The following is a 24,668-nucleotide window of genomic DNA, read 5'->3' on the forward strand; positions in this document are numbered from 1 at the left end:
GCAGTGTGGTTCAGAGCCCCAGCTGCTTCGATTCGTGCAGCCTCGCGATCGCTTCCTTGTCCCCTTCGAGACCGACCTCGGCGGCCTCCTGCCTGCCGTACGCGAACAGCAGCAGCTCGGACGGCTCACCGGTCACCGTCACCACCGGAGTGCCCCGGTGCGCCACCGCCGTCTGGCCGTCCGGGCGGCGCAGGACCAGGCCCACCGGCGCCTTGCGGCCCACCAGGCGGGCCGTGCGTTCCAGACGGGACCACAGGGCGTCCGAGAAGACGGGGTCGAGTTCGCGCGGCCGCCAGCCGGGCTGCGCGCGGCGCACGTCCTCGGTGTGGATGTAGAACTCGACGGCGTTCGACGCCTCGTCCACCTGCTTGAGGGAGAAGGGCGAGAAACGGGGCGGGCCCGTCCGGATCAGCTGGATCAGTTCCTCGTACGGCTTCGCGGCGAACTCGGCCTGCACCCGCTCCAGGCGTCCCGCGAGCTGCTTGATCAGCAGCCCGCCCGCCGCGTCCGCACGGCGCTCGCGCACCACCACGTGGGCCGCGAGGTCACGGGTCTTCCAGCCCTCGCACAGAGTGGCCGCCTCGGGCCCCTCCGCCTCCAACAGGTCGGCGAGAAGAAGTCGTTCACGCTTCGCATGGGTCGACATACCAACCAGCGTACGACCGCGCCACCGGTCCGCACAGTGGACGCCGCGGGGGACGGCCCGCGCGGGGCGGCACAATGGGCCCATGACCAGCGTGCCCCCGCCCAGCAGCAACCTCGACCCGGACATCGCCGCGCGCCTCAGGCGCAGCGCCGACGGTCTCGTCCCCGCCATCGCCCAGCAGTACGACACCGGTGAGGTGCTCATGCTCGGCTGGATGGACGACGAGGCGCTGCACCGCACCCTCACCACCGGGCGCTGCACGTACTGGTCGCGCAGCCGCCAGGAGTACTGGGTCAAGGGCGACACATCAGGGCACTTCCAGTACGTCAAGGAAGTGGCGCTCGACTGCGACGCGGACACCGTCCTCGTCCAGGTCGACCAGATCGGCCCCGCCTGCCACACCGGCACCCGCACCTGCTTCGACACCGACGTGCTGCCCGTGCTGCCCGTGACCGGCGCCCCCGCACCCGGTCAGTAGGGTCAGCTGCCATGGACCTCGAGACCTTCCGCAAGCTGGCGACCGACCGCCGAGTGATCCCCGTCAGCCGCAAGCTCCTCGCGGACGGCGACACCCCCGTCGGCCTCTACCGCAAGCTCGCCGCCGAACGCTCCGGCACCTTCCTCCTGGAGTCGGCGGAGAACGGCCGGTCGTGGTCCCGCTACTCCTTCGTGGGCGTACGCAGCGCCGCCGCCCTCACCGTCCGCGACGGCGAGGCCCACTGGCTCGGCACCCCGCCCGTCGGCGTGCCCACCTCCGGTGACCCGCTCGCCGCGCTGCGCGCCACCATCGGCATACTGCACACCCCGCGCGACGTGGTCAGCGCCGACGGCCTGCCGCCCTTCACCGGCGGCATGGTCGGCTACCTCGGCTACGACATCGTGCGCCGCCTGGAGAAGATCGGCCCCGGCGACCGGGACGATCTGCGGCTCCCCGAGCTGACCATGCTGCTCACCAGCGACCTCGCCGTCCTCGACCACTGGGACGGCTCCGTCCTGCTGATCGCCAACGCGATCAACCACAACGACCTCCACACCGGCGTCGACGAGGCCTACGCCGACGCGGTCGCCCGCCTCGACGCCATGGAGGCCGACCTCTCCCGGCCGCTCTCCCAGCCCCCGGCCGCCCTCCCGCCCTCCGAGCTCCCCGAGTACACCGCCCTGTGGGGCGGCGAGCAGTACCAGGAAGCCGTCGAGGACATCAAGGAACGCATCAGGGCAGGCGAGGCCTTCCAGGTCGTGCCCTCGCAGCGCTTCGAGACCCCCTGCACGGCGAGCGCGCTGGACGTCTACCGCGTGCTGCGCGCCACCAACCCGTCGCCGTACATGTACCTCTTCCGCCTCGACGGATTCGACGTGGTCGGCTCATCGCCCGAGGCCCTCGTCAAGGTCGAGGACGGGCGCGCCATGGTCCACCCCATCGCCGGGACCCGGCACCGCGGCGCCACCCCGCGGGAGGACCAGGCGCTCGCCGACGAACTGCTCGCCGACCCCAAGGAGCGCGCCGAGCACCTGATGCTCGTCGACCTGGGCCGCAACGACCTGGGCCGGGTCTGCGAACCCGGCTCCGTCGAGGTCGTCGACTTCATGTCCATCGAGAAGTACTCCCACGTCATGCACATCGTGTCGACGGTCACCGGACAGGTCGCCGACGGCCGCACCGCCTTCGACGTGCTCACCGCCTGCTTCCCCGCGGGCACCCTCTCCGGCGCCCCCAAGCCCCGCGCCATGCAGATCATCGACGAGCTCGAACCGTCCCGCCGCGGCCTGTACGGCGGCTGCGTCGGCTACCTCGACTTCGCGGGCGACTCCGACACCGCCATCGCCATCCGCACCGCCCTCCTCCGCGACGGCACGGCGTACGTGCAGGCCGGGGCCGGGGTCGTCGCCGACTCGGACCCCGTCGCCGAGGACACCGAGTGCCGGAACAAGGCCGCAGCCGTGCTGCGCGCCATCCACACGGCGAACCGCCTGCACGACCGTTCGGGCCGTGAGGGATAGTGGACGGGTGACTTCTGCCGTACCTCCGCCCCGTACCGAGGCCGCGTCCGAGAGCCGCGCCCAGCGCAGCAGCCGGCGCAGCATCGCCGCCGCGCTGCTGCTCGGCGCCGTCGGCGCGGCCCTCGCCCTGCTCGCCTCCCGCCAGGACTGGGCCCACGGCACCGCGTCGGTGGCCGGCGGCGAGCTTCCGCTGACCGCCAAGGGCGGCGACGTCACGGGCGTCCCCGCGGCCCTCGCGATAGTGGGCCTCGCCGCACTCGTCGCGGTCTTCGCGGTCCGCCGCGCCGGTCGCTTCCTCGTCTCCCTGCTGCTCACGCTCAGCGGCGCCGGCATCGTCGCCGCAGCACTGCTCGGCGCGGACGACAGCGACGCGCTCGACGAGAAGGCCGCCACCGCCTCCGGTGACGCCGCCAGCACCATCGGCGACCTCAGCCACTCGGGCTGGCCGTACGCGGCGGCCGCCGCGGGCGCCCTCATCCTGCTCGCCGGGCTGCTCGCCCTCACGTACGGCCGTTCGTGGCCCGCGATGTCGGGGCGCTACGAACGCGACGGCTCACCCAGCCCCCGCAAGGCGCGCCGCGCCCCGGACCCCGAGCGGCCCGAGGAGCTGTGGAAGGCCCTCGACCGCGGCGAGGACCCGACGCGCGAAACGTGACCCCGCGCTCACGGCATACGCGCCGGTACGGGACAATGCCAGCGAGCGTCCGACTCGCGGTGGGCTTCCCACCACCACGCATACAGCAACGAGGAGCAATTCAATGGCGGGCAGCAGCCACGGACACACCCCGGCCGCCTGGACCGGTGTCATCATCGCCTTCATCGGTTTCTGCGTCGCGGGTGCCTTCATGGTGATGGCCAACGTGCCCGGGTTCTGGGCCGGCATGGCCATCATCGTCATCGGCGGCCTCGTGGGCGGTGCCATGCGCGCCGCGGGTATGGGCCAGGTCAAGCGCCCGCACCGCCAGGCCGCGCGGTCCGAGAGCTGATCCACGCAGTACGACACGCGGCGCGACACGCCGCACGAAGTGCTACGGCAAGAGGCGGTCCGGCAGGTGCCGGGGCCGCCTCTTCCGCATAATGCACGGGTGACCGCCGACACCGAGAGCGCCGCGCCCGCCGTCCTGACCCGCCTGCTCGTACCGGCCGGCGTGCTCGCTTCGGTCGCCGGCGCCTTCGCCTATGTGGGCGCCGTCGACCCGAACGAACCCGGCCACTACCCCGCCTGCCCGCTGCTGCGCCTCACCGGCATCTACTGCCCGGGCTGCGGCGGCCTGCGCAGCGCCCACGCCTTCGTCCACGGCGACTTCGGGGCGGCCCTCGGCGCCAACGCGCTGGCCGTCGCCGGGTACGTCCTCTTCGCCGTGCTGTGGGCCGTATGGGTGATCAGGACGGTGCGCGGACGGCCGTCGCGGATCGAGCTGGGGCCGGTGCAGCTGTGGAGCTTCGGCGCCCTGGTGACGGTCTTCACCGTCGTACGCAATCTGCCGTTCGGGTCATGGCTGCATCCCTGAGAAGCGCAGGTGGCGGGCCTGGCGGATGTCCAGGTCGTGGGACGGGGGTCAACCGGATGCGGGGCCTTCGCCCTCCTGCGGATACCATCGCAGTGACCAGCTTGAACGTCAGCTCAACCGTCAGGGAAGGGGGCCGCTCGCGTGAGTGTGCTCGACGAGATCATCGACGGAGTCCGTGCCGACCTCGCGGAGCGGCAGGCACGCGTCAGCCTCGACGAGCTCAAGGAGCGTGCGGCCAAGGCCCCCGCGGCCAAGGACGGCGCGGCGGCCCTGCGCGGCGACGGCGTCAAGGTCATCTGTGAGGTGAAGCGCTCCAGCCCCTCCAAGGGCGCGCTCGCCGCGATCGCCGACCCGGCAGGTCTCGCCGCCGACTACGAGGCGGGCGGCGCCGCCGTCATCTCCGTGCTCACCGAGGAGCGCCGCTTCGGCGGTTCGCTCGCCGACCTGGAGGCCGTCCGCGCCAAGGTCGACATCCCGGTGCTCCGCAAGGACTTCATCGTCACCTCGTACCAGCTGTGGGAGGCCAGGGCGTACGGCGCCGACCTCGTGCTGCTGATCGTGGCCGCCCTGGAGCAGCCCGCTCTGGAGTCCCTCATCGAGCGCGCCGAGTCGATCGGCCTCACGCCGATCGTCGAGGTGCACGACGAGGACGAGGCCGAGCGTGCCGTCGACGCGGGCGCCCGCGTGATCGGTGTCAACAACCGCGACCTCAAGACCCTCAAGGTCGACCGCTCCACCTTCGAGCGGGTCGCGCCCGAGCTGCCGGACAGCGTCGTCAAGATCGCCGAGTCCGGTGTGCGCGGACCGCACGACCTGATCGCCTTCGCCAACGCGGGCGCCGACGCGGTGCTCGTGGGCGAGTCCCTGGTGACCGGCCGCGACCCGAAGGGCGCGGTCTCCGACCTCGTCGCCGCGGGCACGCACCCGGCGCTCCGCCACGGACGGAGCTGACTCCTCCCGATGCCGATCTCCGCCCGCCTCGCACCCGGCTGCCGCCCCCGCGGCTGCCGGGCCCCCGCACGCCGCGTGCGGGGCAGGCGCGTGCGCTACCACATCGGCTCCGAGCCCGGCCAGATCCCCGGGATGCGATGGCGACGCGGCGCTCTGTGCGCCGCCTGAACTGAAGAGCCCTCGCGCCGTTGCCGGCCAGGGTTTCGTCGCGACCGCGGCCCGTCATGGGCTTGTCGCGCAGTTCCCCGCGCCCCTGAAGGGGCGCGCAAGCACCCGCCGTCATCGCCAGTTCTGACAAGGATCTGCCATGCCCAGCGAATACTTCATCCCGGACCCGGACGGTCAAGTCCCGAGCGCCGAAGGCTACTTCGGCGCGTTCGGCGGCAAGTTCATCCCGGAGGCCCTCGTCGCCGCCGTGGACGAGGTCGCCGTCGAGTACGACAAGGCGAAGAACGACCCGGAGTTCGCCCGCGAGCTCGACGACCTGCTCGTCAACTACACGGGCCGCCCCAGCAGCCTCACCGAGGTCCCCCGCTTCGCGGAGCACGCGGGCGGCGCCCGTGTCTTCCTCAAGCGCGAGGACCTGAACCACACCGGCTCGCACAAGATCAACAACGTGCTCGGGCAGGCCCTGCTCACCAAGCGCATGGGCAAGACCCGCGTCATCGCCGAGACCGGCGCAGGACAGCACGGCGTCGCCACGGCCACCGCCTGCGCGCTCTTCGGCCTCGAATGCACCATCTACATGGGCGAGATCGACACCGAGCGCCAGGCCCTGAACGTGGCCCGGATGCGGATGCTCGGCGCCGAGGTCGTCGCCGTGAAGTCCGGCAGCCGCACCCTGAAGGACGCCATCAACGAGGCGTTCCGCGACTGGGTGGCGAACGTGGACAGGACCCACTACCTGTTCGGCACCGTGGCCGGACCGCACCCGTTCCCCGCCATGGTCCGCGACTTCCACCGCGTCATCGGCGTCGAGGCCCGCCGCCAGATCCTGGAGCGCGCCGGACGCCTGCCCGACGCCGCCGTCGCCTGCGTGGGCGGCGGCTCCAACGCCATCGGCCTCTTCCACGCCTTCATCCCGGACGCGGACGTGCGCCTCATCGGCTGCGAGCCCGCCGGACACGGCATCGAGACCGGCGAGCACGCGGCCACCCTGACCGCGGGCGAACCGGGCATCCTGCACGGCTCCCGCTCCTACGTCCTCCAGGACGAGGAGGGCCAGATCACCGAGCCCTACTCGATCTCGGCGGGCCTGGACTACCCCGGCATCGGCCCCGAGCACGCCTACCTCAAGGACAGCGGCCGCGGCGAGTACCGCGCGGTCACCGACGACGCGGCCATGCAGGCCCTGCGGCTCCTCTCCAGGACCGAGGGCATCATCCCGGCCATCGAGAGCGCCCACGCGCTCGCCGGCGCCCTGGAGGTCGGCAAGGAGCTCGGCAAGGACGGGCTGATCGTCGTCAACCTCTCCGGGCGCGGCGACAAGGACATGGACACGGCCGCGCGCTACTTCGGCCTGTACGACACGGACGCCACCGTCGAGGCCGACGAGCCCGGCACCGGCGCGGAGATCGAGGGGGACGCAAAGTGAGCGGCAACGTCAAACTGCTGGACGACACCCTCGCGGCCGCGAAGGCCGAGGGCCGGGCGGCCCTCATCGCCTACCTGCCCGCGGGATTCCCCACCGTCGACGGCGGCATCGCGGCCGTCAAGGCGGCCTTCGAGGGCGGCGCGGACGTGGTCGAGGTCGGCCTGCCGCACTCCGACCCGGTGCTCGACGGCCCGGTCATCCAGACCGCCGACGACATCGCGCTGCGCGGCGGCCTCAAGATCCGCGACGTCATGCGCACCGTCCGCGAGGCGTACGAGGCGACCGGCAAGCCGGTGCTCGTCATGACGTACTGGAACCCGATCGACCGCTACGGCGTGGAGCGGTTCACCGCCGAGCTCGCCGAGGCGGGCGGCGCGGGCTGCATCCTGCCCGACCTGCCCGTCCAGGAGTCCGCGCTCTGGAGGGAGCACGCCGGGAAGCACGGCCTGGCGACGGTCTTCGTCGTCGCGCCGAGCAGCAAGGACGAGCGGCTCGCCACGATCACCGAGGCGGGCTCCGGCTTCGTCTACGCGGCCTCGCTGATGGGCGTCACCGGCACCCGCGAGTCGGTGGGCGCACAGGCGCAGGACCTGGTGGGGCGCACCAAGGCCACCACCGCACTGCCGGTCTGCGTCGGCCTCGGCGTCTCCAACGCCCGCCAGGCGGCCGAGGTCGCCGGCTTCGCCGACGGCGTGATCGTCGGCTCCGCCTTCGTGCAGCGCATGCTGGACGCGCCGGACGAAGCCGCGGGCCTGGCCGCCGTGCACGCCCTCGCCGGTGAGCTCGCCGACGGGGTCCGCGGCAAGGCGTAACTCGTACGGGTGGACCTGGACCGGGGAGGCACGCTCGTGCCTCCCCGGTTCGTTTGGCGGGGTGTGAGCGAGAAGAACCGTGAGGAAAAGCGATCGGCCCGCGAGCGGATGGCGGCAGAGCGAGAGCGGCAGAAGGCCCGCGACAAGCGGCGCAGGGCGCTGGTCGTGAGCGCCGCGGTGGTCGGCGTCCTCGGCCTCGCCGCCGTGGTGGGGCTGCTCGCCGCCAATTCCGGCGACGACAAGAGCGACGCGGCGGGCCCGGTGGTCGCGCCCAAGGGGGCGGGCGACAAGGACGGCCCCGTGATCCCCGTCGGCAAGGACAGCGCCAAGTCGACCCTCACCATCTGGGAGGACTTCCGCTGCCCGGCCTGCAAGCAGTTCGAGGACGGCTATCGCACGACGATCCACGACCTCGCCGACAAGGGCCTGCTCAAGGTCGAGTACCACCTGGCCACCCTCATCGACGGGAACATGGGCGGCAGCGGCTCCCGGCGCGCGGCCAACGCCGCGGCCTGTGCCCAGGACGCCGGCAAGTTCACCCCGTACCACGACGTGCTCTTCAAGAACCAGCCCGCGGAGCCGGACGACGCGTTCGGCAAGAACGGCAAGCTGATCGAGCTCGCCGGTGAGGTCGACGGACTGGTCACCGACTCCTTCAAGAAGTGCGTCGAGGACGGCGAGCACGACAGCTGGGTCGACAAGTCCAACAAGGCGTTCCAGGACGCCAAGCTGCGCGGCACCCCCACGGTGCGGCTCGACGGCAAGGACATCTTCGCCGACCAGCGGAACCCCCTGACGCCCCAGAAGCTGAAGCAGGCGGTGGAGAAGGCGAACCGGAACTGACGGCCGGGGGCGGCACTCCTGTTATGGACCCGTAGCCGGACCGATTGCCGCCCCCCACGCCCGGCACGGTAGCGTCGGTCGTGTCATGGACCTTGCCTTCATTCCCAGTCCGTCGCGCGGTGTGGTCGAACTCGGACCCATTCCGCTGCGCGGCTACGCGTTCTGCATCATCATCGGCGTCTTCGTAGCCGTCTGGCTCGGCAACAAGCGGTGGGTCGATCGCGGGGGCCGGTCAGGCACCGTGGCCGACATCGCCGTGTGGGCCGTCCCGTTCGGCCTCGTCGGCGGGCGTCTCTACCACGTGATCACGGACTACCAGCTGTACTTCAGCGACGGCCGTGACTGGGTGGACGCCTTCAAGATCTGGGAGGGCGGCCTCGGCATCTGGGGCGCGATCGCGCTCGGCGCGGTCGGTGCGTGGATCGGCTGTCGCCGCCGGGGCATCCCGCTGCCGGCCTGGGCCGACGCCCTGGCCCCCGGCATCGCCCTCGCGCAGGCCATCGGCCGCTGGGGCAACTGGTTCAACCAGGAGCTGTACGGCAAGCCCACGGACCTGCCCTGGGCGCTGAAGATCACCTCCGCCGAGGACGGCCGGGTCCCCGGCACGTACCACCCGACCTTCCTGTACGAGTCGCTGTGGTGCATCGGCGTCGCCGTCCTGGTCATCTGGGCCGACCGCCGCTTCAAGCTCGGACACGGCCGGGCGTTCGCGCTGTACGTCGCCTCGTACTGCGCCGGGCGCGGCTGGATCGAGTACATGCGGGTCGACGACGCGCACCACGTGCTCGGCCTGCGGCTGAACGTGTGGACCGCCATCGTGGTCTTCCTCCTGGCCGTCGCCTACTTCGTGGTGTCCGCGAAGACCCGCCCCGGCCGCGAGGAGATCGTCGAGCCGGGCGACGAGCCCGCCGCCGACAGCACCGACAGCACCGACAGCACCGGCAGCACCGATGGCGACTCCGTGAAGCTCACCAAGGGTGAGAAGGACACGAAGGGCGCCGAGGAGACCGACGGGGAGAAATCCTCGGCCGAGCCGAAGAGCTGACGTTCCCCGCTCGTCCACGTCGACGCCGAAGGGCCGCAGGATCACTCGATCCGGCGGCCCTTCGGCGTGGGCGGTCACCCTCTGTCGGCCAGCGCCAGGACCCGCCGCGCCCCCTCCACCACCGCCTTGTCCACGAAGCGGCCGTCCGGGAGCGCCAGGGCGCCCTCGTCCGTCACCGCCGCCTTCATGATCTCCTCCGCCCGCTCGATCTCCTCGGCGGTGGGCAGATAGGCCCGTTCGATCACCGGGAGCTGCCGGGGGTGGATCGCCGCGCGGCCGAGGAAGCCGAGGGCGCGCCCGCGGGCGCAGGACGCGGCGAGGCCGTCCAGGTCACGGATGTCCGGGTGGACCGACTGACTGGGCGGGGCCAGGCCGGCCGCCCGCGCGGCCACCACCACGCGCGAGCGCGCCCAGTCGAGACCCGACTCGTCGCGCATCCCCAGGTCGGCGCGGAGGTCGGCCTCGCCGAGGGAGATGCCGCGCAGGGCCGGGTGCGCGGTGGCGATGGCGAAGGCGTGCTCCAGGCCGAGCGCCGATTCGACGAGTGCGTGCAGGGCGAGAGCGCCGCCGTCGGCCGGGACGGCACGCTCGGCGACGCGGATGACCTCGGCGCGCGAGGTGACCTTGGGCAGGCGCAGGCCCGCCAGGCCCGGGAGCGGGGCGAGGGCGCGGAGGTCGGCGTCGGCCCGCGGGCCGTCCAGGGCGTTCACGCGGACGTGGACGGGGAGGGGCAGGGGTTCCGAGAGGAGCTCGGCCGTCGCCGCGCACGCGTACTCCTTGCGGTCGGGGGCCACCGCGTCCTCCAGGTCGACGATCACCGCGTCGGCGCCCGCGTGGAGGGCCTTGGCGACCACCTCGGGCCGGTCCCCGGGAACGTACAGCCAGGTCAGTGGGGAGTGGACGGTCACAGCGCGCCCTCCTTGCGCAGGGTGGTGATGTCCCCTTCCGTCAGGCCGAGTTCGGTCAGGACGGCGTCCGTGTCGGCGCCGTGCGGGCGGCCCGCCCAGTGGATCGCGCCGGGGGTCGCGGAGAGCCGGAAGAGGATGTTCTGCATGCGCAGGGGTCCGAGCTCCGGGTCGTCGACCGTGGTGAGCGTGTCGAGAGCCGCGTACTGGGGGTCGGTCATGACGTCGCGTACGTCCTGGATGGGAGCGACCGCGGCCTCCGCCTTCTCGAACGCCTCGATCACCTCGTCGCGGGTGTGCCGGGCGATCCAGCCGCCGACCGCCTCGTCGAGGACGTCGGCGTGGCGCGCCCGGTCCGCGCCGGTGGCGAACCACGGTTCCGCGATCAGGTCGGGGCGGCCGACCAGGCGCATCAGGCGCTCTGCGATCGACTGGGCGGAGGTGGAGACGGCGACCCAGCCGCCGTCCGCCGTGCGGTAGGTGTTGCGCGGCGCGTTGTTCGTGGAGCGGTTGCCGGTGCGGGGCTGTACGTGGCCCAGCTGGTCGTACCAGAGCGGCTGCGGGCCGAGGACCGTGAGGATCGGCTCGATGATCGCCATGTCCACGACCTGGCCCTCGCCCGTGCGGTCGCGGGCCGCGAGGGCCGTCATCACCGCGTACGCCGTCGCCAGGCCCGCGATCGAGTCGGCGAGGCCGAACGGCGGCAGGGTCGGCGGTCCCTCCGGCTCGCCGGTGATCGCGGCGAAGCCGCTCATCGCCTCGGCCAGCGTGCCGAAGCCGGGGCGGCGGGAGTACGGGCCGAACTGGCCGAAGCCGGTGACGCGGGCGAGGACCAGGCGGGGGTTGGCGGCGTGGAGTTCCTCCCAGCCCAGGTCCCACTTCTCCAGGGTGCCGGGGCGGAAGTTCTCGACGATCACGTCGGCGGTGGCGGCCAGGCGCAGCAGGGTCTCGCGGCCGCCGGGCGTCGACAGGTCGAGGGTCATCGTGCGCTTGTTGCGGCCGAGCAGCTTCCACCACAGGCCGACGCCGTCCTTCGACGGGCCGTGGCCGCGGGACGGGTCGGGGCGCGAGGGGTGCTCGACCTTGATGACCTCGGCGCCGAAGTCGCCGAGCATGGTGGCGGCCAGCGGGCCCGCGAAGAGGGTGGCGAGGTCGAGGACGCGCAGGCCGGTCAGGGGAGCTGTCATGACGTGACACCCGCCTCCGCGTCGATCTCCTTGCGGTACGGCATGGAGGCCGATGCTCCCGGACGCTGTACGGACAGGGCCGCCGCTGCCGACGCCCAACCGAGCGCGTCGGGCGCGGAGTTGCCCTCGGCGAGAGCCACGGCGAGGGCGCCCGCGAAGGTGTCGCCCGCGCCGGTGGTGTCGACCGGGGTGACCCGGCGGGCGGGCACCATGACCGGCTCGGTGCCGCGCGCCGCGTACAGGCTGCCGCGCGAGCCGAGGGTGATGACGACCTCGGGCACCTGGGAGAGCAGGGACCTGGCGGCGGCCGGCGGGTCGTCAGGGATGCCGGTGAGGGCGGCGGCCTCGTGCTCGTTGGGCAGCAACAGGTCGACGGCGGCGAGGAGTTCGGGTGGCAGGGGCTGGGCCGGGGCGGGGGTGAGGAGGGTACGGACGCCGTGGCGCCGGGCGGCCTGGGCGGCGGCGAGTACCCCTTCCACCGGCACCTCCAGCTGGAGCAGCAGCGCGTCGGCGGAGGCGATCAGGCTCTCGTCGCCGGGGGTGAGGGCGGTGACGGTGCCGTTGGCGCCGGGGATCACGACGATCGCGTTGCCGCCCTCGTCGTCGACGACGATGTGCGCGATACCGGTGGGCGTCTCGACGGTGCGCAGGAGGTCCGTGTCGACGCCGGAGTGTTCCAGGCAGGACCGGAGCGTACTGCCGTGGGCGTCGTTGCCGACCGCGCCGACCAGCGAGACCGTGGCGCCCGCGCGGGCCGCCGCGACGGCCTGGTTGGCGCCCTTGCCGCCGGGGGCGGTGCGGAACTCGCGGCCCGTCACGGTCTCGCCGCGCCGCGGGGCCTCGGCGACGTACGCGACGAGGTCCATGTTGGCGCTGCCGAGGACGGCGATGTGGGGCGTGGGGGTCATGAGCGGTGTGCCTCCCGGGCGGTGAGTGCGGTGGTGAGGTCTGCGAGGGTGTCGAAGCCGATGCCGTCGAAGTCGCCCACGGAGGTGGCGAGCCGGTTCTTGAGGGGCGCCGTCCAGCGGTCGGGGAGCGCGTCGGGGTGACCGGCGAGCAGGCCCGCGACCGACCCGGCGGTCGCGCCGTTCGAGTCGGTGTCCCAGCCGCCGGAGACGGCGCGGGTGATGGAGCCGGTGAAGTCGCCGTCGGCGTGGGTGAGGGCGGCGGCGAGGAGCGCGGCGTTGGGGATGACGTGCACCCAGTGGTGGGTGGCGTAACGCGCGTGGAGGTGGTCCACGACATCGTCGAAGTCCCTTGTTTCGTCCGCCAGTTGAACGGCGTGTCGGACGGCCAGGGCCAGGCGCGAGTCGGACGGCACGACGGACAGCCCCGTCCGCAGACAGGCGTGGACGTCGGCGGTGCCGCCGGCCGCCGCGGCGATCGTGGCCGCCGCGAACTCGGCGCCGTGCACGCCGTTCGCCGTGTGGGTGAGGACCGCGTCGCGGCGGGCCTGCTCCGCGGCCGCCTCCGGAGCCCCGGGGTTGGTCCAGCCGTGCAGATCGGCGCGGATGAGGGCGCCGATCCACTCGCGGAACGGGTTGCGGTGGGTGGCGGTGTGCGGGGGCTCGATGCCGTTCAGGAGGTTGCGGTAGGCGACGCGTTCCGCGGTGAAGGTGCGGCCCGCGGGGAGCTCGTCCAGCCAGAGCCGCGCCACGTCCTCGGTGGTGAAGTCCCTGCCGTGGCGTTGGAGGAGGGCGAGGTTCAGGAGCGGGTAGTTGAGGTCGTCGTCCTCGGGCATGCCGTCGATGTTCTCGGCGAGGGAGGTCGGCGCGGAGCGGCGGTTCCAGGGGTGGGCCGCCTTGAGCTCGGGCGGGACGCCCCGCTCGGTGAACCAGGTGTGCAGGGGCCAGTTGCCCGTTGCCCGGGCGAGTCTCCGGATGCCGTCCAGGGGAAGCTTCTCCACCGGTTTGCCCAGGAGGCAGCCCGCGGCTCTGCCGAGCCAGGCGGCGTGGAGGCGGTGGCGCAGCCCTGAGGGTGCGGGCGCCGCACCGGCGGGCACCCGGCGTGGCACGTCTGCCCACGGCGGGGCCGACCGGGCCAGTTCGTCCAGGAGGCGTTCCGCCAGGGTGCGGCGGTGGGGCGGGGCCGGGGCAGGGGAGGCGCCCGCACGGAGCGGGGGCAGGTGGCCGCCCGCCGCGAGCCAGCGGGCGCGTACGGAGGTGACGTCGCGGCCCTCCTGTTCCGCCTGGCACAGTTCGTGGCCGATCAGGTCCTCCGGCTGGACCCAGGTCAGGCGGATCACCGTTCGGCCGTCAGGGCAGTGAACGCGGACTCGTGGGCGCGGCGGCGGCGGACGTCGCGGGTGAAGATCTCCTCGGCGACCGCCGTGAGCGCCGCCGCCGGGGCGTGCAGGTCGAGGCGGCTGGCCTCGGCGACGCGCTTGGCCCAGTCGGCGGGCACGGCCTCCTCGCCGCGGAGCGCGCCCACGATCGCGCCGCTCATCGTCGCGATGGAGTCGCAGTCGCGGCCGTAGTTGACCGAACCCAGCACGGTGCGGCGGTAGTCGGCCTCGCCGACCAGGAGCATGCCGAGGGCGACGGGGAGCTCTTCGACGGAGTGCAGCCGGGAGGGGCGGCGGGCGCCCAGGGAGGGGGAGCGGTAGTCGGGCCCGACCGTGTCGAAGGGGGCGACGGCGGCCCGGACCGGGGCCAGCGCCGTCTCGAAGTCCCGGTGTTTCGCGGCGACTTCGGCCACGGCCTCGATGGCGGCGCGGGTGCCGTCCTTCGCCAGGGCGAGGCACTCCCCGATCACCGAGTCCGCCGTGGCGCCGGGCGCGCAGGCCGCCGCCACGGCCGCCGCGAAGACCCCGGCGGCCTCCCGGCCGTACGACGACTGGTGGGCGCCCGCGATGTCGAGGGCCTCGGCGTACGCGGCCCGCGGGTCGGCGGCGTTGACCAGTCCGACCGGCGCCATGTACATCGCGGCACCGCAGTTGACGATGTTGCCGGTGCCCGCCTCACGCGGGTCGACGTGGCCGTAGTGGAGGCGGGCGGCGAGCCACTTCTCGGCGAGGAAGATCCGGTGCAGGAGGATCGTCTCCGCCTCCAGCTCGGGGATCCAGCGCGGGGTCGTCATCAGGTCGGGGACCAGGTGGTCGGCCACGGCGTAGGCGTCGAGGTGGTCGCGGACGGTGGCGTACACGCGGACGAGCGCGTGGGTCATCAAGGTGTCGTCGGTGACGTGCCCGTCGCCCTTGTGGTACGGCGCGATGGGGCGGGCGGTGCGCCAGCGGTCGCCGTTCCAGGGGCCGACGATGCCGTGGACGCGCCCGCCGTGCCGCTCGGCGATCTGCTCGGGCGCGTACCCCTCGACGGGTCCGCCGAGCGCGTCGCCGACCGCGGCTCCGACGAGGCTGCCCGCGATGCGGTCGGCCAGGGACAGCTCGGTATGTGGCGTCTCAGGACGTGGCGTCATGGTCGTCATGTCGGAATTGTCCACCTGGAGCGGTCAGTTCCGTGTCTGCCAGCTGCCCGGCGAGTTCCACCAGGTCGGTGCCCGCGAGACGGGGGAGCGCACAGCCCGAGAGGGTGCGGCAGGCGTCCCGCCACGCCCCGGGGATCGCGGCCGCCGTGCCCAGGACGCCGGTGAGCGCCCCGGCGAGCGCGGGCGCGGAGTCCGCGACGCGCGACAGGCACGCGGCGGCGGGCACCGCCTCCCGGATGCGGCCGCGCGCGGCGGTGGCCAGGGCGAGGGCGACCGGCACGGTCTCGGCGGCGGCGATGCCGTAGCTGTAGACGTGGTCGACGATCTGGTGCTCCAGGAGCGGTACGAGGGCGAAGGCGCCGTCGTCCGGCTGGGCGCGGGCCGTCTTCACGGCGTGCCGGGCGTTCCTGCCGATCTCCGTGTGCTCCGGGAGCTGGTCGAGCGCGCAGTCCACCGCGGTGTCGACGTCGGCCTCCGCGAGTGCGGCGGCGATCGCGGCGGCCATCGCGCGGGCGCCGTGCGTGCCGTCGCCGTCCTGGGTGTAGCGGGCGTCGAACTCCGCGAGGGCGGCGGCCCGTTCGGGGTCGCCGGGGTGGACCAGGGCCAGCACGCAGGCCCGCACGCAGGCCGCGTCGTCGAAGTAGTGCGGGTTGTCGTGGCCGGTGGCGGGCGGGCGCAGGCCCGCGGCGAGGTTGCCGAGGCCCGCGCGGACGGAGATGCGGGCCCGCAGAGGCAGGACCGCGGACTCGACCTCGGGGGCGCGGGCCGCCGCCGCGGCGATCTCGGCGGCGAGGGCGTTCCAGGAGAGGTCGAGTGCCGCGCGGACGCGGCGGTCCGGGGCCAGTGCGCTGTCCAGGGTGCCGTCGGCGGCGCGGAGCAGGGACTCGGCGGTGAAGGCCGCCCATTCGGCGTCGTCCGAGGGGCCGAGGCGCAGGGGCTCGGGCGGCTGGTTCAGGGCGATGGGGACGGGGAGGGTGGTGGTGGCGTTCTGCTCGGCGAAGGTGTCCAGTTCGCGGGTGAGCCGCCGTGTCCACTCGGGCATGCGGGAGGCTCTGTGGCGGGCGGAGGGCCACCCTGCGGCGTCGCCTGCCGCGAGGCCCAGCAGGAGCGCTTCGGCGGGGGGCGCCTCGCTTCGGTTGGGGCCTCCGTTCTCGGCACCCGGCACCGGGGGCTGTGCCCACCCTCCCCCAAGCTCTCGGCTGCGCTCGACCAAGGGGGACCCCCATCGCCCCACGGCACGCCTGCCCACAGTGGTCATGCCCCCACCACTCCGTCGTCCGGCGTCAGCAGGTCTGCCACGTCCAGTACGTGGTGGCCCCGCATCGAGGGGAGGCAGCTGCCCCGGGCCGGGCCGATCGCCACCGACCAGGGCGGGGGGATCGCCGAGGCGCCGCACGTGGCGCCCGAGAGCGCGCCCGCCACCGCCGCCGTCGTGTCCGCGTCGCGGCCCATGTTCACCGCGCAGAGCACCGCGTCGCCGAAGTCGCCGCGCGCCACCGCGTACGCCCCGAAGGCCAGCCCCACCGCCTCCGGCGCGAGATCGGTCCAGGGGTAGCCGCCGATGACCACCGCGGAGCGCACCGCGCGTTCGCCGCGGTGGGCGACCGCCACCGCGCGGCGCAGAGAGCGGGACGTCCAGCAGTCCTCGGGGATGACGGAGAGGGCCGCCTCCACCACGGTCTCCACCGGGGCCCCCGTCATGGCCGCAGCGACGCCCGCCGCCACCGCCCGGCCGCCGTGGATGCCCTCGCCGTCATGGCTGACGGAGCCGTCGATCGCGACGAGGCGGGCCGCCTCGTCCGGGCGGCCCGCGGCGAAGACGCCGAAGGGCGCGGCCCGCATCGCGAGGCCGTCGCTCCAGGCGTGCCGGTGCTGGGCGGAGATGGGGGCGGCGAGGCCCCTGCGCAGGTTCTCCAGGGTGCCGCGCTCGCTGAAACCCGCGCCCCGGAACGGGCCTTCGTCCAGGTCCGCGATCCACTCGTGCCACGCGGTCTCGACGTGGGCGACCGTCAGCGCGGAGCCGTGCCGGGCGAGCAGCAGCCCGGAGAAGATCGCGTACTCGGTGTCGTCGGTGCCGGCCGGGTGTTCGGCGACGTATCCCGTGATGCGGCCCCAGCGGCGGCGGATCTCGGACGGCTTCATGTTCTCGGCGGGGGCGCCGAGCGCGTCGCCGACCGCGAGGCCGAGCAGGGCGCCGCGCGCCCGCTCGCGGAGGTCGTCGGCGTCGCCGGGCGCCGGGACCGAGGGAACGCATGCGGTGGACGCCATGCCGTGCCTCCCTTGTGCGGACCGCTGGCTGTGCGCGGACCGCGGACGGAGCGTGAACCGCTGGATGCGGTGCTTGGTGCATCTCTGCCACGCGGGGTGCTCACACGAGCATGTGCGAGCTCAGATCACTCCTTCGCCGCTCCCCGCAGGAGCCCCCGCCGGGCGTGTTTTCGCAGGTAAGTACGGCCTTCCTTGCTGGCGGGAGATTTTTTTCGCGCGTACTTTCGAGATCGTTCAAGTACGCGTACGAGGGGGCTCACGCCATGGCGATCATCGAAACCGAAGCGACTCTGCACGAGGCGCACCGCGACAACCACACCCACCGCGACGTGAACGGTGGCTGGCTGCGTCCGGCGGTCTTCGGGGCGATGGACGGGCTCGTCTCCAACCTCGCGCTGATGACCGGCGTCGCGGGCGGCGCCGTCTCGCGGGAGACCATCGTCATCACCGGCCTCGCGGGGCTCGCCGCCGGTGCCTTCTCGATGGCGGCCGGTGAGTACACCTCCGTGGCCTCCCAGCGCGAGCTCGTCGAGGCCGAGCTGGACGTGGAGCGGCGTGAGCTGCGCAAGCACCCCGCGGACGAGGAGAAGGAGCTCGCCGAGCTGTACGCGTCGCGCGGCGTCGAGCCCGAGCTGGCCCGCGAAGTCGCACGTCAGCTGTCCAAGGACCCCGAGCAGGCGCTGGAGATCCACGCCCGCGAGGAGCTCGGCATCGACCCGGGCGACCTGCCCTCGCCGACCGTCGCCGCGGTCTCGTCCTTCGGCGCGTTCGCGCTGGGCGCCCTGCTCCCCGTACTGCCGTATCTGCTCGGCGCCACCGTGCTGTGGCCCGCCCTGCTGCTCGCGCTCATCGGGCTCTTCGCCTGTGGCGCGGTGGTGGCCAAGGTGACCGCGAGGTCCTGGTGGTTCAGCGGTCTGCGGCAGCTCGCGCTCGGTGGAGCGGCCGCCGGTGTGACGTACGCCCTGGGCGGCTTGTTCGGTACCGCCGCAGGATGACGCCTTGCAGGTCTATGCGGGACCTTGCATAAGTAGTCGTTACTCGGCGGTTTCGACCCCGTGACCACTGGGCATGAGCCGTAAGCGCTGCGGGCAATGAGGCTCGTGTCGCTACGGACCTTCGGTCATGGATCTGTCCGCAATGGTCCCGAGGGTCCCTCTCCGAACCGAGTGGGTACCCCTCCGAACCGCTCCTCACCTTCCCGAGCGGTGTCCACATGGTGGAATGAGCTATCCGCTTTTCGAGAAGCGTTCCATCATGTAATCTGCACGAAATTTTGCCAGGGCCAACGTCGTCCCTTGCCACATGTAGTTGCCTCGACGACGACGGGAGTGCCGATGCGTACCCACGCCTGGTCGCCCATGGACGGTCGCCCCGCCCCCCAGGGGATGTACGACCCCCGTAACGAACACGACGCCTGCGGCGTCGGATTCGTGGCCACCCTCACCGGTGTGGCCAGCCATGAACTGGTCGAACAGGCGCTGACCGTACTGCGCAACCTCGAGCACCGCGGCGCCACCGGCTCCGAGCCGGACTCGGGTGACGGTGCGGGCATCCTGCTCCAGGTCCCGGACGCCTTCCTCCGCGAGGTGGCCGGATTCCAGCTCCCCGCGGCCGGTGCCTACGCCGTCGGCATCGCCTTCCTGCCCGTGGACACCGCCGGCACGACCGACGGAGCCGTCTCACAGATCGAGACGATCGCCTCCGAAGAGGGCCTCACCGTCCTCGGCTGGCGCGACGTTCCCGTCGCCCCCGAGCTGCTCGGTGCCACCGCCCGCTCCACGATGCCCGTCTTCCGGCAGATCTTCGTCGCCGACGGCGACACCACGGGCCTCGAACTGGACCGCAAGGCGTTCATGCTGCGCAAGCGCGCCGAGCGCGAGGCCGGGACGTACTTCCCCTCGCTCTCGTCCCGCACGATCGTCTACAAGGGCATGCTGACCACCGGCCAGCTGGAGCCGTTCTTCCCCGACCTGTCCGACCGCCGCTTCGCCACGGCCGTCGCGCTCGTCCACTCCCGCTTCTCGACGAACACGTTCCCGAGCTGGCCGCTCGCACACCCGTACCGCTTCGTCGCGCACAACGGCGAGATCAACACGGTCAAGGGCAACCGCAACTGGATGCGCGCCCGTGAGTCGCAGCTCGCCTCCGAGCTCTTCGGCACCGCGGGCCAGGCGGACAGGCTGGAGCGGATCTTCCCGGTCTGTACGCCGGACGCCTCCGACTCCGCGTCCTTCGACGAGGTGCTCGAACTCCTGCACCTCGGCGGCCGCTCCCTGCCGCACTCGGTCCTGATGATGATCCCGGAGGCCTGGGAGAACCACGCCTCCATGGACCCGGCACGCCGCGCCTTCTACCAGTACCACTCCACGATGATGGAGCCCTGGGACGGCCCGGCCTGCGTCACCTTCACCGACGGCACCCAGGTCGGCGCGGTCCTCGACCGCAACGGTCTGCGTCCCGGGCGCTACTGGGTCACCGACGACGGCCTCGTCGTCCTCGGCTCCGAGGTCGGCGTCCTCGACATCGACCCCGCGAAGGTCGTCCGCAAGGGCCGCCTCCAGCCGGGCCGGATGTTCCTCGTCGACACCGCTGAGCACCGCATCGTCGAGGACGACGAGATCAAGGCCGCCCTCGCCGCCGAGAAGCCGTACCAGGAGTGGCTGGAGGCCGGCGAGATCGAGCTCTCCGACCTGCCCGAGCGCGAGCACATCGTGCACACGCACGCCTCCGTCACGCGCCGCCAGCAGACCTTCGGCTACACCGAGGAAGAGCTGCGCATCATCCTCGCGCCGATGGCCAAGACCGGCGGCGAGCCGCTCGGCTCCATGGGCACGGACACCCCCATCGCGGCCCTCTCCGAGCGCCCGCGACTGATCTTCGACTACTTCACGCAGCTGTTCGCGCAGGTCACCAACCCGCCGCTGGACGCCATCCGCGAGGAGCTCGTCACCTCGCTGCACAGCTCGCTGGGCCCGCAGGGCAATCTGCTCGACCCGACCGCCGCGTCGTGCCGCAGCGTCACCCTGCCCTTCCCGGTGATCGACAACGACGAGCTGGCCAAGCTCATCCACATCAACGCCGACGGCGACATGCCCGGCATGAAGGCCGCGACGCTCTCCGGCCTCTACCGCGTCGGCGACGGCGGCGACGGGCTCGCCGCCCGCATCGACGAGATCTGCTCCGAGGCCGACGCCGCCATCGAGGCCGGCGCCCGCCTGATCGTGCTCTCCGACCGGCACTCCGACGCCGAGCACGCGCCGATCCCCTCGCTGCTGCTCACCTCCGCCGTCCACCATCACCTCATCCGCACCAAGCAGCGCACCCAGGTGGGCCTGCTCGTGGAGGCGGGCGACGTGCGCGAGGTCCACCACGTGGCCCTCCTCATCGGCTACGGCGCCGCGGCCGTCAACCCCTACCTCGCGATGGAGTCCGTCGAGGACCTCGTTCGCGCGGGAACGTTCCTGCCCGGCATCGAGTCCGAGCAGGCCATCCGCAACCTGATCTACGCCCTCGGCAAGGGCGTCCTGAAGGTCATGTCCAAGATGGGCATCTCCACCGTCGCCTCCTACCGCGGCGCCCAGGTCTTCGAGGCCGTCGGCCTCGAACAGTCCTTCGTGGAGCGGTACTTCAGCGGGACGACGACGAAGATCGGCGGCGCCGGCCTCGACGTCATCGCCAAGGAGGTCGCCGCCCGGCACGCCAAGGCCTACCCGGTCTCCGGCGTCCCCTCGGCACACCGCGCCCTCGACATCGGCGGCGAGTACCAGTGGCGCCGCGAGGGCGAGCCGCACCTGTTCGACCCCGACACGGTCTTCCGCCTCCAGCACTCCACGCGCAGCCGCCGCTACGACATCTTCAAGCAGTACACGGGCCGCGTGAACGAGCAGTCCGAGCGCCTCATGACGCTGCGCGGCCTGTTCGGCTTCAAGAGCGGCCGCCAGCCGATCTCCATCGACGAGGTCGAGCCCGCGAGCGAGATCGTCAAGCGCTTCTCCACCGGCGCCATGTCGTACGGCTCCATCTCCAAGGAGGCGCACGAGACCCTCGCCATCGCCATGAACCAGCTGGGCGGCAAGTCCAACACCGGTGAGGGCGGCGAGGACCCGGAGCGCCTGTACGACCCGGCGCGCCGCTCCTCCATCAAGCAGGTCGCGTCCGGCCGCTTCGGCGTGACCTCCGAGTACCTGGTCAACGCCGACGACATCCAGATCAAGATGGCGCAGGGCGCGAAGCCCGGCGAGGGCGGCCAGCTGCCAGGGCACAAGGTGTACCCGTGGGTCGCCAAGACGCGTCACTCGACGCCCGGCGTCGGCCTCATCTCGCCGCCGCCGCACCACGACATCTACTCCATCGAGGATCTGGCCCAGCTGATCCACGACCTGAAGAACGCCAACCCGCAGGCCCGCATCCACGTGAAGCTGGTCTCCGAGGTCGGCGTCGGGACCGTCGCCGCAGGCGTCTCCAAGGCCCACGCGGACGTCGTCCTCATCTCCGGTCACGACGGCGGCACCGGCGCCTCCCCGCTGACCTCCCTGAAGCACGCGGGCGGGCCCTGGGAGCTCGGCCTCGCCGAGACCCAGCAGACCCTGCTGCTCAACGGCCTGCGCGACCGCATCGTCGTCCAGACCGACGGCCAGCTGAAGACCGGCCGCGACGTCGTCATCGCCGCGCTGCTCGGCGCCGAGGAGTTCGGTTTCGCGACCGCGCCGCTCGTCGTCTCCGGCTGCGTCATGATGCGCGTCTGCCACCTGGACACCTGCCCGGTCGGCATCGCCACGCAGAACCCGGCGCTGCGCGAGCGCTTCTCCGGCAAGGCCGAGTACATCGTCAACTTCTTCGAGTTCATCGCCGAAGAGGTCCGCGAAATCCTCGCCGAGCTCGGCTTCCGCTCCATCGAGGAGGCCGTCGGCCACGCCGAGCTCCTCGACACCGAGAAGGCCGTCAGCCACTGGAAGGCGCAGGGCCTCGACCTGCAGCCGCTGTTCCACGTGCCGTCGCTGCCCGCGGGCGCCGTCCGGCACCAGATTGCGGACCAGGACCACGGCCTGGAGAAGGCGCTCGACAACGAGCTGATCAAGCTCGCCGCCGACGCGCTCGCCGCGAACAGCGCCACGGACGCCCACCCGGTCCGCGCACAGGTCGCCATCCGCAACATCAACCGCACGGTCGGCACCATGCTCGGCCACGAGGTGACGAAGAAGTTCGGCGGCGCCGGTCTGCCCGACGACACCATCGACATCACCTTCACCGGCTCGGCGGGCCAGTCCTTCGGCGCCTTCGTGCCGCGCGGTGTGACGCTGCGCCTGGAGGGCGACGCCAACGACTACGTCGGCAAGGGCCTCTCCGGCGGCCGCATCGTCGTCCGCCCGGACCGCGGCGCCGACCACCTCGCCGAGTACTCGACGATCGCGGGCAACACCATCGCGTACGGCGCGACCGGCGGTGAGCTGTTCCTGCGCGGCCGCACCGGCGAGCGCTTCTGCGTCCGCAACTCGGGTGCGACCGTGGTCTCCGAGGGCGTGGGCGACCACGGCTGCGAGTACATGACCGGCGGCCACGCGGTCGTCCTCGGCGAGACCGGACGCAACTTCGCGGCCGGCATGTCCGGCGGCATCGCGTACGTCATCGACCTCGACCGCGACAACGTCAACGCCGGCAACCTCGCGGCCGTCGAACCCCTCGACGACACCGACAAGCAGTGGCTGCACGACGTCGTGCGCCGCCACCAGGAGGAGACGGGCTCGACCGTCGCCGAGAAGCTGCTCGCCGAGTGGGACGTGGCGGTGGAGCGCTTCAGCAGGATCATCCCAAGCACGTACAAGGCAGTGCTCGCCGCCAAGGACGCCGCCGAGCGAGCCGGTCTCTCCGAGACCGAGATCACCGAGAAGATGATGGAGGCGGCGACCAATGGCTGATCCCAAGGGCTTTTTGAACCACGGCCGCGAGGTCGCGCAGACCCGCCCGGTCGGTGAGCGCGTCCAGGACTGGAACGAGGTCTACGTTCCCGGTTCGCTCCTCCCGATCATCTCCAAGCAGGCCTCGCGCTGCATGGACTGCGGCATCCCGTTCTGCCACAACGGCTGTCCGCTCGGGAACCTCATCCCGGAGTGGAACGACTACGCGTACCGCGAGGACTGGTCGGCCGCGCAGGAGCGGCTGCACGCCACCAACAACTTCCCGGAGTTCACGGGCCGCCTGTGCCCGGCCCCGTGCGAGTCGGCGTGCGTGCTCGGCATCAACCAGCCCGCCGTCACCATCAAGAACGTCGAGGTCTCGATCATCGACCAGGCGTGGGACCGCGGCGACGTCGCGCCCCAGGCCCCGGAGCGCCTCTCCGGCAAGACGGTCGCGGTCATCGGCTCGGGCCCGGCGGGCCTCGCCGCCGCCCAGCAGCTGACCCGGGCCGGCCACACGGTCGCCGTCTACGAGCGCGCCGACCGCATCGGCGGCCTGCTCCGCTACGGCATCCCCGAGTTCAAGATGGAGAAGCGGCACATCAACCGCCGCATCGAGCAGATGCGCGCGGAGGGCACCAAGTTCCGCACCGGCGTGGAGATCGGCCGCGACATCGACGCGGTCAAGCTGCGCAAGCGGTACGACGCCGTGGTCATCGCCGCCGGCGCCACCATCTCCCGCGACCTGCCGGTGCCCGGCCGCGACCTGAACGGCATCCACTTCGCCATGGAGTACCTGCCGCTCGCCAACAAGGTGCAGGAGGGCGACTTCGTGGCGCCCCCGATCACCGCCGAGGGCAAGCACGTCGTCGTCATCGGCGGCGGCGACACCGGCGCGGACTGCGTGGGCACGGCCCACCGCCAGGGCGCGGCCTCCGTGACCCAGCTGGAGATCATGCCGAAGCCGGGCGAGGACCGCGCCGCGCACCAGCCGTGGCCGACCTTCCCGATGCTCTACAAGGTCACCTCCGCGCACGAGGAGGGCGGCGAGCGGGTCTACTCCGTCAACACCACCCACTTCGAGGGCGACGAGGACGGCAACGTCCAGTTCCTCCACCTGGTCGAGGTGGAGTTCATCGAGGGCAAGCTGACCCCGAAGCCGGGCACGGAGCGGAAGATCCCCGCCCAGCTGGTCACCCTCGCGATGGGCTTCACCGGCACGGACCGTGAGAACGGCCTGGTGGACCAGTTCGCCCTGGAGCTCGACGAGCGCGGCAACGTCGCCCGCGACGCCGAATTCCAGACGAACGTTCCCGGCGTCTTCGTCGCCGGTGACGCGGGCCGCGGCCAGTCGCTCATCGTGTGGGCGATCGCCGAGGGCCGCTCCGCGGCGCGCGGCGTGGACCGCTTCCTCACCGGCGCCAGCGACCTGCCGGCCCCGATCCGCCCGACGGACCGTGCGCTGACGGTCTGACATTCCCCCATACGTCCCGTACAACGGCGTACGGAACTGAGCGACGCCCGCCTCGTCCCCGACCGGACCTGGGCGGGCGTCGTCATGTCCCGGGGCACCGCCTCCCCGATACGC

21 protein-coding genes are annotated in these 24,668 nt (G+C 72.5%); 13 read left to right on the forward strand and 8 right to left on the reverse strand.

Features of this window, described 5'->3' with window-relative positions; genetic code table 11:
* Nucleotides 1-10: 10 nt before the first annotated feature.
* The gene (locus AB0N81_RS07635) at nucleotides 11-646 is read right to left on the reverse strand and encodes a TIGR03085 family metal-binding protein (RefSeq protein ID WP_365356566.1); all 636 of its coding nucleotides are present in this window, start codon (nucleotides 644-646) and stop codon (nucleotides 11-13) included.
* Between the two features lie 82 nt (nucleotides 647-728).
* On the opposite strand from AB0N81_RS07635, the gene hisI reads away from it, so the two are divergent.
* The 10 genes from hisI to lgt all read left to right on the forward strand — a co-directional run bounded on the left by hisI (nucleotide 729) and on the right by lgt (nucleotide 9,400).
* The gene (gene hisI / locus AB0N81_RS07640; protein ID WP_365356567.1) at nucleotides 729-1,124 is read left to right on the forward strand and encodes a phosphoribosyl-AMP cyclohydrolase; all 396 of its coding nucleotides are present in this window, start codon (nucleotides 729-731) and stop codon (nucleotides 1,122-1,124) included.
* Nucleotides 1,125-1,135: 11 nt separating this feature from the next.
* Nucleotides 1,136-2,644, forward strand: coding sequence for an anthranilate synthase component I (locus AB0N81_RS07645; RefSeq protein ID WP_365356569.1), 1,509 nt, complete (start codon nucleotides 1,136-1,138; stop codon nucleotides 2,642-2,644).
* Between the two features lie 7 nt (nucleotides 2,645-2,651).
* The gene (locus AB0N81_RS07650; protein ID WP_365356571.1) at nucleotides 2,652-3,299 is read left to right on the forward strand and encodes a TIGR02234 family membrane protein; all 648 of its coding nucleotides are present in this window, start codon (nucleotides 2,652-2,654) and stop codon (nucleotides 3,297-3,299) included.
* A gap of 103 nt (nucleotides 3,300-3,402) precedes the next feature.
* Nucleotides 3,403-3,630: an HGxxPAAW family protein gene (locus AB0N81_RS07655; RefSeq protein WP_365356573.1), complete on the forward strand. Its 228-nt coding sequence runs from the start codon at nucleotides 3,403-3,405 to the stop codon at nucleotides 3,628-3,630.
* A 99-nt stretch (nucleotides 3,631-3,729) separates the two neighbouring features.
* The gene (locus AB0N81_RS07660) at nucleotides 3,730-4,155 is read left to right on the forward strand and encodes a DUF2752 domain-containing protein (protein WP_365356575.1); all 426 of its coding nucleotides are present in this window, start codon (nucleotides 3,730-3,732) and stop codon (nucleotides 4,153-4,155) included.
* A 141-nt stretch (nucleotides 4,156-4,296) separates the two neighbouring features.
* On the forward strand, nucleotides 4,297-5,106 hold the full coding sequence (gene trpC, locus AB0N81_RS07665; RefSeq protein WP_365356577.1) for an indole-3-glycerol phosphate synthase TrpC: 810 nt from the start codon (nucleotides 4,297-4,299) through the stop codon (nucleotides 5,104-5,106).
* A 307-nt stretch (nucleotides 5,107-5,413) separates the two neighbouring features.
* The gene (trpB, locus tag AB0N81_RS07670; protein WP_365356578.1) at nucleotides 5,414-6,700 is read left to right on the forward strand and encodes a tryptophan synthase subunit beta; all 1,287 of its coding nucleotides are present in this window, start codon (nucleotides 5,414-5,416) and stop codon (nucleotides 6,698-6,700) included.
* Nucleotides 6,697-7,512: a tryptophan synthase subunit alpha gene (trpA, locus tag AB0N81_RS07675; protein WP_365356580.1), complete on the forward strand. Its 816-nt coding sequence runs from the start codon at nucleotides 6,697-6,699 to the stop codon at nucleotides 7,510-7,512. Before trpB ends, trpA begins: the two co-directional genes overlap by 4 nt.
* A gap of 63 nt (nucleotides 7,513-7,575) precedes the next feature.
* Complete coding sequence (locus tag AB0N81_RS07680; protein WP_365356581.1) at nucleotides 7,576-8,355, forward strand: thioredoxin domain-containing protein; 780 nt, start codon at nucleotides 7,576-7,578, stop codon at nucleotides 8,353-8,355.
* An 85-nt stretch (nucleotides 8,356-8,440) separates the two neighbouring features.
* Nucleotides 8,441-9,400: a prolipoprotein diacylglyceryl transferase gene (gene lgt, locus AB0N81_RS07685; protein ID WP_365356583.1), complete on the forward strand. Its 960-nt coding sequence runs from the start codon at nucleotides 8,441-8,443 to the stop codon at nucleotides 9,398-9,400.
* A gap of 74 nt (nucleotides 9,401-9,474) precedes the next feature.
* Here lgt and AB0N81_RS07690 read toward each other — a convergent pair whose 3' ends face one another.
* Genes AB0N81_RS07690 through AB0N81_RS07720 form a run of 7 tightly spaced genes read right to left on the reverse strand, consistent with a single transcriptional unit; the run spans nucleotide 9,475 to nucleotide 17,186 of the window.
* Nucleotides 9,475-10,308 (reverse strand): CoA ester lyase, encoded by an 834-nt coding sequence (locus tag AB0N81_RS07690; protein ID WP_365356585.1) that lies wholly within the window; start codon nucleotides 10,306-10,308, stop codon nucleotides 9,475-9,477.
* Nucleotides 10,305-11,492 carry a CoA transferase gene (locus AB0N81_RS07695; RefSeq protein WP_365356586.1) on the reverse strand — a complete coding sequence of 396 codons (1,188 nt, stop codon included), beginning with the start codon at nucleotides 11,490-11,492 and terminating at the stop codon, nucleotides 10,305-10,307. The genes AB0N81_RS07690 and AB0N81_RS07695 overlap by 4 nt, the downstream gene beginning before the upstream one ends.
* Nucleotides 11,489-12,400, reverse strand: a complete 912-nt coding sequence (gene rbsK / locus AB0N81_RS07700; RefSeq protein ID WP_365356588.1) for a ribokinase — start codon at nucleotides 12,398-12,400, stop codon at nucleotides 11,489-11,491. Before rbsK ends, AB0N81_RS07695 begins: the two co-directional genes overlap by 4 nt.
* Nucleotides 12,397-13,737, reverse strand: a complete 1,341-nt coding sequence (locus AB0N81_RS07705; protein ID WP_365356589.1) for an ADP-ribosylglycohydrolase family protein — start codon at nucleotides 13,735-13,737, stop codon at nucleotides 12,397-12,399. The genes rbsK and AB0N81_RS07705 overlap by 4 nt, the downstream gene beginning before the upstream one ends.
* Nucleotides 13,734-14,909, reverse strand: a complete 1,176-nt coding sequence (locus AB0N81_RS07710; RefSeq protein WP_365357006.1) for an ADP-ribosylglycohydrolase family protein — start codon at nucleotides 14,907-14,909, stop codon at nucleotides 13,734-13,736. Before AB0N81_RS07710 ends, AB0N81_RS07705 begins: the two co-directional genes overlap by 4 nt.
* Nucleotides 14,893-16,176: an ADP-ribosylglycohydrolase family protein gene (locus AB0N81_RS07715; protein WP_365356591.1), complete on the reverse strand. Its 1,284-nt coding sequence runs from the start codon at nucleotides 16,174-16,176 to the stop codon at nucleotides 14,893-14,895. The genes AB0N81_RS07710 and AB0N81_RS07715 overlap by 17 nt, the downstream gene beginning before the upstream one ends.
* Nucleotides 16,173-17,186: an ADP-ribosylglycohydrolase family protein gene (locus AB0N81_RS07720; RefSeq protein ID WP_365356593.1), complete on the reverse strand. Its 1,014-nt coding sequence runs from the start codon at nucleotides 17,184-17,186 to the stop codon at nucleotides 16,173-16,175. Before AB0N81_RS07720 ends, AB0N81_RS07715 begins: the two co-directional genes overlap by 4 nt.
* A gap of 263 nt (nucleotides 17,187-17,449) precedes the next feature.
* Between AB0N81_RS07720 and AB0N81_RS07725 the strand changes: the two genes are divergently transcribed.
* The 3 genes from AB0N81_RS07725 (at nucleotide 17,450) to AB0N81_RS07735 (ending at nucleotide 24,554) form a co-directional block, all read left to right on the forward strand.
* Nucleotides 17,450-18,181 carry a VIT1/CCC1 transporter family protein gene (locus tag AB0N81_RS07725; protein ID WP_365356594.1) on the forward strand — a complete coding sequence of 244 codons (732 nt, stop codon included), beginning with the start codon at nucleotides 17,450-17,452 and terminating at the stop codon, nucleotides 18,179-18,181.
* A gap of 363 nt (nucleotides 18,182-18,544) precedes the next feature.
* Nucleotides 18,545-23,101 (forward strand): glutamate synthase large subunit, encoded by a 4,557-nt coding sequence (gene gltB, locus AB0N81_RS07730; protein ID WP_365357007.1) that lies wholly within the window; start codon nucleotides 18,545-18,547, stop codon nucleotides 23,099-23,101.
* Nucleotides 23,094-24,554, forward strand: a complete 1,461-nt coding sequence (locus AB0N81_RS07735) for a glutamate synthase subunit beta (RefSeq protein WP_365356596.1) — start codon at nucleotides 23,094-23,096, stop codon at nucleotides 24,552-24,554. The genes gltB and AB0N81_RS07735 overlap by 8 nt, the downstream gene beginning before the upstream one ends.
* Nucleotides 24,555-24,668 lie beyond the last annotated feature (114 nt).

The organism is Streptomyces sp. NPDC093510, assembly GCF_040683555.1.
Classification (GTDB): Bacteria; Actinomycetota; Actinomycetes; order Streptomycetales; family Streptomycetaceae; genus Streptomyces.